Here is a 12,940-nt window from a genome sequence, read left to right on the forward strand (position 1 = left end):
AAAATAGGTAAGGCAAAACAAGAGCTGTTCCTTATGGTATAATAGATTTATGGATAAAAAATATGAAAAAATCTCCCAAGATTTGGGAGTAACCTTAAAGCAAATCGATACCGTTCTAAGTTTGACGGCTGAGGGAGCGACAATTCCCTTCATCGCGCGTTATCGAAAGGACATGACTGGTAGTCTGGATGAGGTGGCGATTAAGGCCATTATCGACTTGGATAAAAGTCTGACAAATCTCAATGACCGCAAGGAAGCTGTCTTAGCTAAGATTCAAGAACAAGGCAAGCTGACCAAGGAATTGGAAGCAGCTATTTTGGCAGCTGAAAAATTAGCAGACGTTGAAGAACTCTATCTTCCTTATAAGGAAAAACGTCGAACCAAGGCAACCATTGCCCGTGAAGCTGGACTCTTTCCTCTTGCTCGCTTGATTTTGCAGGATGTAGCTGACTTGGAGAAAGAAGCTGAGAAGTTTGTCTGTGAAGGATTTGCGACTGGTCAAGAAGCCTTGGCTGGTGCGGTTGATATTTTGGTCGAAGCCTTATCGGAAGATGTCAATTTGCGTTCACTGACATATCAGGAAGTGTTGAGACACTCTAAAATCACTTCGCAGGTCAAGGATGAGAGTCTTGATGAAAAACAAGTTTTTCAGATTTATTACGAATTCTCAGAGACTGTTGGCAATATGCAGGGTTATCGTACCTTGGCTCTCAATCGTGGTGAGAAACTAGGTGTCTTAAAAGTCGGATTTGAACATGCGACGGACCGTATCTTATCTTTCTTTGCTGCTCGTTTCAAGGTGAAAAATGCCTATATAGATGAAGTAGTTCAACAGTCAGTTAAGAAAAAAGTCTTGCCTGCTATAGAACGACGCATTCGGACAGAATTAACTGAGAAAGCAGAAGAAGGGGCTATCCAACTCTTTTCTGACAACCTGCGCAATCTTCTCTTGGTTGCTCCGCTGAAAGGGCGCGTGGTTCTAGGATTTGACCCCGCCTTTCGTACAGGTGCCAAGCTGGCTGTTGTTGATGCAACAGGGAAAATGTTGACGACTCACGTCATTTATCCTGTCAAACCAGCCTCAGCTCGTCAGATTGAAGAAGCCAAGAAAGATTTGGCGGACTTGATTGGTCAATACGGTGTGGAAATTATTGCTATCGGGAATGGAACGGCCAGTCGGGAAAGTGAAGCCTTTGTGGCGGAAGTTCTGAAAGATTTTCCTAAAGTCAGCTATGTTATCGTCAATGAAAGTGGTGCCTCTGTCTATTCTGCTAGTGAGCTAGCCCGTCAGGAGTTTCCAGAATTAACCGTTGAAAAACGCTCTGCTATCTCTATTGCTCGTCGTTTGCAGGACCCCCTTGCTGAATTGGTCAAAATCGATCCTAAGTCAATCGGTGTCGGCCAGTACCAGCACGATGTCAGTCAGAAGAAACTGTCTGAGAGTCTGGACTTTGTCGTGGATACCGTGGTTAACCAAGTCGGTGTCAATGTTAACACAGCCAGCCCAGCTCTTCTTTCCCACGTAGCTGGACTCAATAAAACTATCTCTGAAAATATTGTCAAATACCGTGAGGAAGAAGGAAAAATCACTTCACGTTCTCAAATCAAGAAGGTTTCTCGTCTAGGTGCTAAAGCCTTTGAGCAAGCAGCTGGTTTCCTCCGTATTCCTGAAAGTAGCAATATTCTTGATAATACTGGAGTTCACCCAGAAAACTATGCTGCGGTTAAGGAACTCTTCAAACGCTTGTATATCAAGGACTTGAATGAAGAAGCTCAAAATAAGCTTAAGTCTCTTTCTATCAAGGAAATGGCGCAAGAACTAGAACTTGGCCCAGAAACCCTTAAAGATATCATTGCTGATCTTCTCAAACCAGGTCGAGATTTCCGTGACTCATTTGATGCACCTGTGCTTCGTCAAGATGTCTTGGATATCAAGGATTTAAAAGTCGGCCAGAAACTGGAAGGTGTGGTGCGGAATGTCGTTGACTTCGGTGCCTTCGTTGATATCGGGATTCACGAGGACGGCTTGATTCATATTTCCCACATGAGTCGTAAATTTATCAAACATCCCAGCCAAGTGGTATCAGTCGGAGATTTGGTAACGGTTTGGGTCAAGAAAATCGATACTGAACGTAAAAAAGTTAATCTGTCGCTCTTAGCTCCAGATGAAACTGACTGAGTACGTTCAGTCTGTTTCCCTCGAAGACTTTGGTAGACCTTTCACGCACCAAGCCCAGTGGAATTCTCGTCTGCGAACGACAGGTGGGCGATTTTTCCCTAAAGATGGGAATTTGGATTTTAATCCCAAGGTTTATAATGAACTAGGTTTGGAAGTCTTTCGCAAAATCGTGCGCCATGAACTCTGTCACTATCACCTTTATTTTCAGAGAAAGGGCTATCGCCATAAGGACCGAGATTTTAAGGAACTTTTGAAAGAAGTGGATGGACTGCGCTATGTACCACCCTTGAAAACACAATCTCAAAGTGCCTACCTAGTCTATCAGTGCCAATCTTGCCAGCAAAGTTATCAGCGTAAGAGAAGAATTGATACCAAACGCTATCGCTGTGGAGTTTGTCGAGGTAAACTCGTCATCATAAATCGGCCTAAGGACTGATGTTGATAGTTCTGATTCATGCTATACTACTTGTAAGAATACCGAAAGAGGAAACAATCATGAATACAAAATTTTATAAAATGAGACGAAATCGTATGGTGTCAGGAGTTTTAGCTGGGCTATCAGACAAGTGGAATTTTGATGTAACCCTAGTCCGCTTTCTCTTCGCCATTTTTACCGTGGCAAATTTTGGAATCGGAGTGATTATTTACATCATCCTTGCCTCTATCCTGCCAACTAAGGAAGAAATCGAAGCTGAAATGTACGGAACAGGACCACGCAAACGCAAGGAAGCCCAAGCTATTGAAGACAATGATGGCTGGTTTTGGTGAGTAAATCTATGGTAACAAAAGTTTTGCAACGATACTACAAGAGAAAAGAAGGCAGTAGCATGCTTAGGAAATACTTTAAAAACTATAAATGGACGGACGTGTTCTGGATTCTATTTATTTTGATTACTAGTTTTCTATCAACCAATAATTACTTATACCACTTAACGAAACAGGATTTTTCAGAAGAAGGTTGTCTTTTAGCAATTCCTTTGTTTCTTTTTCATTTTCTCTTCATTGATAAATTCATCATTTCTAGACGAGATCAAAAAGATGAATAACTTTTAACCCTTGCATCCGCAAGGGTTTTCTTCTTGCCTTTCTTTTATGGTAAAATATTGATAGCGAAATTGCTTGATATTCTTCAATCTTACAAAAATGTAAGATTAAAGTCTCTTTTGTAAGGTTAGGTTATGGCAGGCTACCTTTTTTTGCGATAAACTAGACTCATAAAGAACAAAGGAGCAAAACCATGAAAAGAATTTTACAAAAGAAAACAAGAAAACCAAGTCAAAAAGATATCGAGCGTGTTCAACTAGGATGCGCTATGATGCAAGCACAGTTTCAAATGATGGGATATTAAGAAGGAGAAAATCATGACACTTTTAGATGTAAAACACGTTCAAAAAATCTACAAAACACGTTTCCAAGGCAACCAAGTAGAAGCACTCAAAGACATTCATTTTACTGTGGAAAAGGGTGACTACGTTGCTATCATGGGGGAGTCTGGTTCTGGGAAGTCTACCCTGCTCAACATCCTAGCTATGCTGGATAAACCAACTCGAGGTCAGGTTTACTTAAACGGAACAGACACAGCCACTATTAAAAATTCACAGGCTTCGAGTTTCCGTCGTGAGAAGTTGGGATTTGTCTTTCAGGACTTTAACTTGCTAGATACCCTGTCTGTTAAGGACAATATCTTGCTTCCGTTAGTTCTATCACGAAAACCTATCACAGAGATGATGAAGAAATTGGTAGTGACAGCTGAAAATTTGGGCATCAACCAATTGCAAGAGAAGTATCCTTACGAGATTTCAGGTGGTCAAAAACAGCGGGTAGCAGTAGCACGCGCCATCATCACAGAACCTGAAATTCTTCTTGCCGATGAGCCAACTGGGGCGCTTGACTCCAAGTCTTCTGCAGCTCTTCTAGATGTTTTTGATGAAATCAATGAGCGAGGTCAAACCATTCTCATGGTAACTCACTCAACCGCGGCAGCAAGCAGGGCCAAGCGCGTTCTCTTTATCAAGGACGGAATTCTCTATAACCAAATCTACCGTGGAGACAAGACAGAACGTCAAATGTTCCAGGAAATCTCTGATACCTTGACAGTCATGGCGAGCGAGGTGAATTAGTATGTTTCGATTAACCAATAAGTTAGCGGTATCGAACTTAATCAAAAACCGCAAACTCTACTATCCCTTTGCTTTAGCAGTTCTCTTAGCTGTGACCATCACTTATCTCTTTTACTCATTGACACTTAACCCTAATATTGGCAAGATTCGAGGGGGAGAAACTATCTCCATGACGTTAGGTTTTGGTATGGTGATTGTCACTATAGCCTCTGCCATCATCGTCTTTTATGCCAATAGTTTCGTCATGAAAAACCGTTCCAAGGAACTAGGGATTTATGGCATGCTAGGATTAGAAAAACGCCATTTGATCAGCATGGTCTTTAAGGAGCTTCTTATTTTTGGCTCCCTAACCTTGACAGCTGGACTTGGCCTAGGAGCTCTCTTTGATAAGCTCATCTTTGCTCTGCTTCTGAAGCTAATGAATATGAAGGTGGAGCTCGTAGCAACCTTCCAACCAAGCGTCTTTATCCTAGTTACCCTTATTTTTGGGGCTATTTTCCTAGGTTTGGTTTTTATCAATGCCTTTCGTATTGCACGCATGAATGCCCTTCAGCTCTCTCGTGAGAAGGCTAGTGGTGAGAAAAAAGGACGTTTCTTAAGTCTTCAAACTATTCTAGGTTTGATTAGTATGGGAACAGGCTACTATCTAGCAGTAACAGTTGAAAATCCACTTAATGCTGTTGTGATTTTCTTTGTAGCAGTCTTGTTGGTAATCTTTGGGACATATCTCTTGTTTAATGCAGGGATTACTGTATTCCTACAAATCTTAAAGAAAAACAAGCGTTACTATTACCAACCTAACAACATGATTTCCTTATCCAATCTTATCTTCCGTATGAAGAAAAATGCGGTTGGTTTGGCTACGATTGCCATCCTTTCAACCATGGTCTTGGTAACCATGTCAGCAGCAACCAGTATCTTCTCAGCTTCTGAAACGTTCAAGAAATTCATGAATCCACATGATTTTGGAATTACAGGACGAAATGTTGAAATAGAAGATTTAGATAAACTTTTGAGTCAATATGCTAGCGATAAGGGATTAACTGTCACCAAAAAAGAAGTCTTTCGTCATAGCAATTTTGGCATCGAGAGCCAAGATGGAACCAAGCTCCGTATCTTTACAAAGGGAAATAACTTCGTCCAACCGAAAACCATTTTCATGGTCTTTGACCAAAAAGACTATGAAAACATGACTGGTCAAAAACTCTCCCTTTCAGGAAATGAAGTCGGCTTGTTTACCAAGAATAAGGTACTTGAAGGACAGAAAGAACTTACTCTAAATGATCAGAACTACACAGTTAAAGAAGAAATTAAAAATGATTTTATTCTGGAACATGTGCCAAATCAGTATAACATTCTGACATCTGACTACAATTATCTTGTTGTGCCTAATTTGCAGGCCTTTATTGATCAATATCCTGATTCCTCTCTCTTTGATCAACTTTATGGTGGTATGAATGTAACTGCAAGTGAGGAAGAACAGCTCAAACTCGCTGACGACTTTACAGAATATCTTCGTAACTTCAATAGAGACTTAAACAAAGAGGGAAGCTATGTATACGGAAGCAATCTGGCTGATATCAGTGCGGAAATAAGTGCTCTTTATGGAGGTGTCTTCTTTATCGGTATCTTCCTCTCTATCATCTTTATGGTGGGAACAGTCCTGGTTATTTACTACAAACAAATCTCTGAGGGCTATGAAGACCGTGAACGTTTCATCATTTTGCAAAAGGTCGGACTTGATCAAAAGCAAATCAAGCAAACGATTAACAAACAGGTTCTAACTGTTTTCTTCCTTCCATTGCTCTTTGCCTTCCTACACCTTGCTTTTGCCTATCATATGCTTAGCCTCATCCTAAAAGTTATTGGCGTGCTGGATGCGACCATGATGTTGACCGTTACATTGTCCATCTGTGCTATCTTCCTCATCGTCTATATTTTGATCTTTATGATTACCTCAAGAAGTTATCGCAAGATTGTGCAAATGTAAAAAAGATACCTCGATGCTGGTCGAGGTATTTCTTTTAGCTTAGATACTAAAGAGTTGTCCCAAGAGGAAGGTTACGCCCATGGTGAGAAGTCCGATACAGAGGTTACGGATCATAGCAGTTCTCGTAGGAGCTTTTCCTAATTTAGCACTGGTATAGCCGGTAATAAGAAGGGAAAGGGCTACGATAAGAACAGTTGCTGGAATACGATAGTCACTTGGAAAGACGGTGATCGAAAGCATAGGAGGAAGACTTCCCAGTACAAAGGCGATAAAGCTAGAGATGGCAGCATGCCAAGGATTGGTAAATTCTTCGTACTCGATACCGTATTTTTCCTCGACCAAGGCTTTGAGTGGATTTTTTAAAAAGGCCTTGTTGGTCAAGAGTTGGGCGGACGTTTCACACTCACCATTTTGAAGGTAAGCAGCATAGAGAGATTGTTTTGCAGATTCGATATCCTTATCCAAGAGCAACTGTTCTCTAGCGACAGCGGCTTCTTCCGTGTCTTTCTGAGTCGATACAGAGACATATTCGCCACCTGCCATAGAAAAAGCACCAGCGAGGATAGCGGCCAATCCTGATAGAAAGATAATCCAGATATTGCTTGTCGCACTGGCAACACCGATAACGACTCCAGCGATGGAAATAATCCCATCATTGGCTCCCAGAACACCTGCGCGTAGGATATTGAGTCGGCCTGCAAAGTTTGCATCAATTTCATGTTTCATTTCTGTCATAGTCATCTCCTTTCTCTCCATTATAGAGAAAAGAATAGTGGAATACAAACTTTTTAAACTATCTGAAAAAAGTTCTACTATTCTAATTTTTATGCTCTTTGAAGTTTCTTCGAAAAAGTAGTGTTATCCTACTGTACTGGACCTTTTTAAACTTATCTATGGTATAATAGAAGATAGATTTATCAATTGGAGAATGAATGATTTTATGATTAAACTTGTAGCAACCGATATGGATGGAACCTTTCTAGATGGAGAGGGTCGGTTTGATATGAAACGCCTCAAAAACGTACTTGTTTCCTACAAGGAAAAGGGGATTTATTTTGCTGTGGCTTCAGGTCGCGGTATCTTGTCCCTGAAAAAGTTGTTTGCGGATGTGCGTGATGAAGTGATTTTTATAGCTGAAAATGGGAGCTATGTTGAGTTTCATGGTGAGGATATGTATGAGGCTACTATGTCTCGGGATTTTTACTTGAGCACTTTTGAAGCTTTAAAGAAATCGCCTTATTTTGACGAAAGAAAAATGCTCTTGACTGGGAAAAAAGCTTGTTACGTATTAGACACAGTCGATGAGACCTATCTGATGTTTAGCCGTCACTACAATGAAAACATTCAAAAAGTAGCGAGTTTGGAAGATATCACAGATGAGATTTTTAAATTCACTACGAACTTTACTGAAGAAACGATAGAAGTTGGTGAGGCCTGGGTCAACGAAAATGTTTCTGGTGTGAAAGCCATGACAACTGGTTTTGAATCCATCGATATTGTCTTGGACTACGTTGATAAGGGTATGGCCATTGTTGAGTTGGCGAAAAAACTGGGGCTTGGCATGGATCAGGTTATGGCCTTTGGCGATAATCTCAATGACCTTCACATGATGCAGGTTGTTGGGCACCCAATCGCTCCTGAAAATGCGCGACCAGAGATTTTAGAATTAGCAGAAGCAGTGATTGGCCACCATAAGAACCAATCAGTGATGGCTTATATGGAGGGCTTATAATGGCAGATATTAAATTGATTGCACTTGATTTGGATGGTACCTTACTGACAACAGATAAAAGGCTGACAGATCGTACCAAGGCGGTCCTCAAGGCTGCGCGTGATCGTGGCATCAAGGTCGTTCTGACAACAGGTCGTCCATTGAAGGCTATGGATTTCTTTCTCCATGAGCTAGGGACTGACGGTCAGGAGGATGAGTACACCATCACCTTTAATGGTGGTCTGGTACAGAAAAATACAGGAGAGATTCTCGATAAAACAGTCTTTTCAATCGACGATGTGGCACGCTTGTACGAGGAAACTGAAAAACTCGGACTTCCGTTAGATGCTATTTCAGAAGGAACCGTCTATCAAATCCAGTCTGACCAAGAAAGTCTCTATGCTAAGTTTAACCCAGCCCTGACTTTCGTACCTGTCGCTTTTGAAGATCTATCTAGTCAGATGACGTATAATAAATGCGTGACTGCCTTTGCCCAAGAACCTTTGGATGCAGCGATTCAACAGATTTCTCCAGACTTGTTTGACCAATATGAAATCTTCAAATCGCGTGAACTTTTATTGGAATGGTCGCCAAAAAATGTCCACAAGGCAACAGGTTTAGCGAAATTAATTAAACACCTTGGAATCGATCAAAGTCAAGTCATGGCTTGTGGGGACGAGGCCAATGACCTTTCCATGATTGAGTGGGCAGGTCTGGGAGTTGCCATGCAAAATGCTGTTCCAGCGGTTAAGGAAGTTGCCAATGTGATTACCCCTATGACCAACGACGAGGAAGCCGTTGCCTGGGCTATCGAAGAATACGTGCTAAAGGAGGACTAGAATATGGGATTATTTGACCGTTTATTCGGTAAAAAAGAAGAGCCGAAAATCGAAGATATTGTAAAAGAAGCTCTGGAAAATATTGATTTGTCAGAAGAGGTTGAAGAAAACCAAACGGCTATCGAAGAAACAAGTCAGGAAGAGATAACAAGGGGAAAAGTAGAAGAAACACTTGCTCAAGAAGAAATTCCTCAGATCTCGACAGAAGAAGTTATTAAACCAGAAGCATTCGAAGAAACTGCTCAGGAAGAGATTGAGCTAGAAGTTGATGAGACAGAGCAAAGCCAAGAGCCTGAAGAATTTTTCGAAGAAGAGAGCCAAGAATCTCTAGAAAGTGACGAAGAGCCAGCTTTTGAAGTAGAAGAAGAATATCCACAAGTTGAAGAAACGGTTCAGGAAAAATATGACCGCAGTCTCAAGAAAACGCGTACGGGATTCGGAGCACGCTTGAATGCCTTCTTTGCCAACTTCCGTTCTGTCGATGAAGACTTTTTTGAGGAATTAGAAGAACTGCTCATCATGAGTGACGTCGGTGTGCAAGTCGCTTCGAACCTAACAGAAGAGCTTCGCTATGAAGCCAAATTAGAAAATGCTAAGAAACCTGACTCACTCCGCCGTGTCATTATCGAGAAATTGGTTGAGCTCTACGAAAAGGATGGCAACTACGATGAACAAATCCATTTCCAAGATGGTTTGACAGTTATGCTCTTTGTTGGTGTTAACGGTGTTGGGAAAACAACTTCTATTGGGAAATTAGCTCATCGCTACAAACAAGCTGGTAAGAAAGTTATGCTGGTTGCTGCGGATACCTTCCGTGCTGGTGCCGTTGCCCAGCTAGCAGAATGGGGACGTCGTGTGGATGTTCCTGTTGTAACGGGGCCTGAAAAAGCGGATCCAGCAAGTGTGGTCTTTGATGGGATGGAACGTGCCGTAGCAGAAGGAATTGATATTCTCATGATTGATACAGCAGGTCGTCTGCAAAACAAGGACAACCTCATGGCAGAGTTGGAAAAGATTGGTCGCATCATCAAGCGTGTCCTTCCAGAAGCACCACATGAAACCTTCCTAGCACTCGATGCGTCAACTGGACAAAACGCCTTGGTACAGGCTAAAGAATTTTCGAAAATTACCCCTGTGACAGGAATTGTATTGACCAAGATTGATGGAACTGCCCGTGGTGGTGTTGTTCTGGCAATTCGTGAAGAACTCAATATCCCTGTAAAATTGATCGGTTTCGGTGAAAAAATCGATGATATCGGAGAGTTTAACTCAGAAAACTTTATGAAGGGTCTTTTAGAAGGTCTACTATAAATAAGAAAATCCTGCAAGAATTCTTGCAGGATTGTTTTTGATTATTCTAAACGACCATCTTTATGATAGGCAAAGTCGGTTTCATCCTCTAAAAATTTCAGACCGTGTATCGGATTGACAGGAGGAGCAGGAGGAAGGCAGCCAGCAGAAATCGGGTACGGTAAAGACAACACGGAACTTGCTGCTTTTACGAGAGATTTTATTAGCGGCCATGAGGGGCTCCCTATTTGGGGGATAGGGTTATCTAAAAATGTATTTCAGATAACTCTTTAACATTTTACAGGGGTTATTGGAGTTTGATTCCGTCTAGGCTAGTTATACCATATGATTCTCCTTGCAGAGCCAAAAGTAACTTTGCTGATATTTTTGCTAATAATAATTCTTTTGTCTAATTTCCCAGAATATTTTGGTCCTGCTAGTTTCTGAAATAAAATAATATTTAATTCATTGTCATTGTAAATAGTAGTTTCCGTACTTGATATTACCATTGCACTATTGCCAAGTAAACCTGTCAAATGAGCTTCTTTATTTCTATTTTCTTGAGCTTCAGTGATAGTAATTTTAAAATTCCAAATGTCATTAATATCAATTTCATCTTTTTCTAGGCAAAGCAGTTGATGCATTTGCTACTCCTCCATTAGCTTTTATGATAGATTTTTTAAGAGTGGTAGGATTGCTGATGGGGCCTAACCCATTAACTATATTAGAGTTAAGGTTTTCTTTAGTCCCTCCACAACCCAATCGGATTCTGATTTACAAACCGACCCGCTTCAGGCTCGTAATACCTGAAGAAGTTGTAATGCAGCCCCGTCTCAAGGTCGCAATAATGGTTTTTTCAGGTGGAAGGGATGGTATACGCTATCTGTTACCGTTACCTTGGTTTCCTCTTTTAGACGACATTACTGGAACATTGGGTCTCAACTCACCCTAGGACGACTATTTGAATTTCTGTTTAATTAGAATTAATTAATATTCAAGGCCTAATTAAATTTATTGATCAAATGCGGTTGGATCAAAAACAGAGATATATTTTATATTCATTTTGATGGCTTCTTCGAACGGAGGGTCATCTTCAGAAACTTCCAGTGCAATTCCTTCAATAATTTTTGAAAAAAAAGCTTCTTCACATTCATCGTAATAGAAACCTAAATTAGAATTTAAGATATCATTGATAGGCATTCCTATTTTAATAGTTCTGAATTTACCTTGATATCCTTCTAATGCAGAAATTTTATAAATTTCTCCTGAAGTAATATCTACGTTAATTTCAATTGGGATATCAGTAAATATATATCTGCATGAATTAACATTAGTTTGAAAAAATTTTAATTTTCCATTTAACATATTTTTATTAATGATACTGGAGTAATTTATAATATTGTCTTTTAATCTGATTCCCCCTAAACTCTTCGCGGGGATAATTTCATCATAAATATTCATTATCAACCTTTCATATTATTCTGCAGGAAATCTTTGCGTTCCACTTTTATCAGAAGATACTTTCCAATAAGGTGCCCCCTCATAATGCCTAGGGTTCCCTGGGTGGTATTGAATGTAACAATCAGTAAATTCATTACCCCGTGAATTTAATTCTCTTAATGTAAATCCTTTATTGTCTCCACGAGTTTTACTCATTACGTCTTGCTGTATAGTTTTTCATTTGAGGATCAAATTTGTTGTGAACCATCAAAATTTGTGTCTAACCCATCTATATATTTCTCAAAATCAAGGTGATATAGTTTTTTTAAATTTCTAATCCAGATAACAAATTCAAAGAAAGTCTTAATATTTTCATCTGTTATTTCAAATATCCCGTTGTCTTGGTGAGATTCTTGGATAGCTGAGATAATTCTCTTAAATATTTCTTTATTTTTCCTAATTTCATCAATAGGTAACGTTTGTAATCTATCGATAAAAAATAATTCATCCTCAATACTTAAAATAGAGGGTAAGTTTTCCAATTTTTCATTTAGTTTAAAAATAGTATTCATATTATTTCCTGGTTAGTATGGTTTGACCTTTTTCGTCGGGATGTCGAGGATATTGTGGGCGGGATTGAATGCGAACAGTTCGCTGCTGGCTTTGCCTTTTCAGACGGCCTAGGGGGTCTAGTTCGTAACGGCTGGAGAGCTTACCTTTATGTTTTGTTGGGTCTCGTCGACCCAACCTATGGTCTAAAAATGGTCTTAAAGAGGCTTTTTACCTTTAAATACATTAAATCTTGATAGATTTGCTCCTTTTGATTGAATATGTTTTATAGCTAATTCAAATTCATTAAATTCATTGAATTCTTCTATCTCATAATCTTCAGCCTGATCCAATTTATTTTTGGGTACCGTATAGTAATATGTAATATAAATTCCATTACTTTTCTTAATAGCAAACACTTGATAAACAACTTCTCCATCAATTTCAATAAGTTCATCATATCCTTTTGTTTGTAAATTAGTTAAATTTAACATATCTATTTTCCTATAATATCAATAAGTACTTGTTTTCCATCCGGACATCTAATATTTATATGCGGGTATTTTCCATGTCCTGTTCCTTTTGGATTATCATGTTCTTTACAACGCCCCGTTTCTTTATACATAGCATAATCTTTTCCTGATTCACAAACCGCCCGGCATCCTGTTCATAATACCTGAAGAAGTTGTAATGCAACCCGGTTTCTTTATCAAAGTATTGGTTTTGAAGTCGGAACGGCTGATGCGTGTTCTTGTAAAACCTTTCATCCTTTTTCAACGATCTCAAAGAAGATAGTGAGGTCGTCCTTACACAATTTAGATT

The 12,940-nt window shown here is 39.8% G+C and carries 15 protein-coding genes and 1 pseudogene; 8 read left to right on the plus strand and 8 right to left on the minus strand.

Going from position 1 to position 12,940, the window contains the following annotated elements; all coding sequences use genetic code 11:
* The first annotated feature begins 49 nt into the window (after nucleotides 1-49).
* The 5 genes from A0739_RS02495 (at nucleotide 50) to A0739_RS02520 (ending at nucleotide 6,289) form a co-directional block, all read left to right on the plus strand.
* The gene (locus A0739_RS02495; protein ID WP_033629641.1) at nucleotides 50-2,179 is read left to right on the plus strand and encodes a Tex family protein; all 2,130 of its coding nucleotides are present in this window, start codon (nucleotides 50-52) and stop codon (nucleotides 2,177-2,179) included.
* Complete coding sequence (locus A0739_RS02500; protein ID WP_033629642.1) at nucleotides 2,166-2,615, plus strand: SprT family protein; 450 nt, start codon at nucleotides 2,166-2,168, stop codon at nucleotides 2,613-2,615. The genes A0739_RS02495 and A0739_RS02500 overlap by 14 nt, the downstream gene beginning before the upstream one ends.
* A 59-nt stretch (nucleotides 2,616-2,674) precedes the next feature.
* A complete protein-coding gene (locus A0739_RS02505) occupies nucleotides 2,675-2,947 on the plus strand; it encodes a PspC domain-containing protein (protein WP_001092797.1) in 273 nt (90 codons plus the stop codon).
* 593 nt (nucleotides 2,948-3,540) lie between these two features.
* Nucleotides 3,541-4,299 carry an ABC transporter ATP-binding protein gene (locus A0739_RS02515; RefSeq protein WP_000173369.1) on the plus strand — a complete coding sequence of 253 codons (759 nt, stop codon included), beginning with the start codon at nucleotides 3,541-3,543 and terminating at the stop codon, nucleotides 4,297-4,299.
* Between the two features lies 1 nt (nucleotide 4,300).
* On the plus strand, nucleotides 4,301-6,289 hold the full coding sequence (locus tag A0739_RS02520; RefSeq protein ID WP_033629644.1) for an ABC transporter permease: 1,989 nt from the start codon (nucleotides 4,301-4,303) through the stop codon (nucleotides 6,287-6,289).
* Between the two features lie 39 nt (nucleotides 6,290-6,328).
* Here the strand turns inward: A0739_RS02520 and A0739_RS02525 are convergent, their stop codons facing one another.
* Nucleotides 6,329-7,024: a VIT1/CCC1 transporter family protein gene (locus tag A0739_RS02525; RefSeq protein WP_061586948.1), complete on the minus strand. Its 696-nt coding sequence runs from the start codon at nucleotides 7,022-7,024 to the stop codon at nucleotides 6,329-6,331.
* A gap of 205 nt (nucleotides 7,025-7,229) precedes the next feature.
* Here A0739_RS02525 and A0739_RS02530 point away from each other — a divergent pair, with 205 nt between their 5' ends.
* Genes A0739_RS02530 through ftsY form a run of 3 tightly spaced genes read left to right on the plus strand, consistent with a single transcriptional unit; the run spans nucleotide 7,230 to nucleotide 10,150 of the window.
* Nucleotides 7,230-8,021, plus strand: a complete 792-nt coding sequence (locus A0739_RS02530) for a Cof-type HAD-IIB family hydrolase (protein ID WP_061587126.1) — start codon at nucleotides 7,230-7,232, stop codon at nucleotides 8,019-8,021.
* Complete coding sequence (locus A0739_RS02535; protein WP_061586949.1) at nucleotides 8,021-8,839, plus strand: Cof-type HAD-IIB family hydrolase; 819 nt, start codon at nucleotides 8,021-8,023, stop codon at nucleotides 8,837-8,839. Before A0739_RS02530 ends, A0739_RS02535 begins: the two co-directional genes overlap by 1 nt.
* Before the next feature lie 3 nt (nucleotides 8,840-8,842).
* Entirely contained in the window at nucleotides 8,843-10,150 is a 1,308-nt protein-coding gene (gene ftsY, locus A0739_RS02540) for a signal recognition particle-docking protein FtsY (protein ID WP_061586950.1), read from the plus strand.
* A 311-nt stretch (nucleotides 10,151-10,461) separates the two neighbouring features.
* Here ftsY and A0739_RS02545 read toward each other — a convergent pair whose 3' ends face one another.
* The 7 genes and pseudogenes from A0739_RS02545 to A0739_RS10735 all read right to left on the minus strand — a co-directional run.
* Complete coding sequence (locus tag A0739_RS02545) at nucleotides 10,462-10,773, minus strand: hypothetical protein (protein WP_061586951.1); 312 nt, start codon at nucleotides 10,771-10,773, stop codon at nucleotides 10,462-10,464.
* A 98-nt stretch (nucleotides 10,774-10,871) separates the two neighbouring features.
* Nucleotides 10,872-10,955 carry a hypothetical protein gene (locus tag A0739_RS09995; protein WP_231082567.1) on the minus strand — a complete coding sequence of 28 codons (84 nt, stop codon included), beginning with the start codon at nucleotides 10,953-10,955 and terminating at the stop codon, nucleotides 10,872-10,874.
* A 185-nt stretch (nucleotides 10,956-11,140) separates the two neighbouring features.
* Nucleotides 11,141-11,590 (minus strand): hypothetical protein, encoded by a 450-nt coding sequence (locus A0739_RS02550; RefSeq protein ID WP_061586952.1) that lies wholly within the window; start codon nucleotides 11,588-11,590, stop codon nucleotides 11,141-11,143.
* 227 nt (nucleotides 11,591-11,817) lie between these two features.
* Nucleotides 11,818-12,141 carry a hypothetical protein gene (locus tag A0739_RS02555; RefSeq protein ID WP_061586953.1) on the minus strand — a complete coding sequence of 108 codons (324 nt, stop codon included), beginning with the start codon at nucleotides 12,139-12,141 and terminating at the stop codon, nucleotides 11,818-11,820.
* A 195-nt stretch (nucleotides 12,142-12,336) separates the two neighbouring features.
* On the minus strand, nucleotides 12,337-12,612 hold the full coding sequence (locus A0739_RS02560) for a hypothetical protein (RefSeq protein WP_033629652.1): 276 nt from the start codon (nucleotides 12,610-12,612) through the stop codon (nucleotides 12,337-12,339).
* A gap of 2 nt (nucleotides 12,613-12,614) precedes the next feature.
* Nucleotides 12,615-12,743 (minus strand): hypothetical protein, encoded by a 129-nt coding sequence (locus A0739_RS10730; RefSeq protein ID WP_263283991.1) that lies wholly within the window; start codon nucleotides 12,741-12,743, stop codon nucleotides 12,615-12,617.
* Between the two features lie 17 nt (nucleotides 12,744-12,760).
* Nucleotides 12,761-12,904 (minus strand): annotated as a pseudogene (locus A0739_RS10735) (RHS repeat-associated core domain-containing protein); the annotation flags it as partial.
* Nucleotides 12,905-12,940 lie beyond the last annotated feature (36 nt).

It is taken from the genome of Streptococcus oralis (assembly GCF_001588645.1).
Classification (GTDB): Bacteria; Bacillota; Bacilli; order Lactobacillales; family Streptococcaceae; genus Streptococcus; species Streptococcus oralis_AB.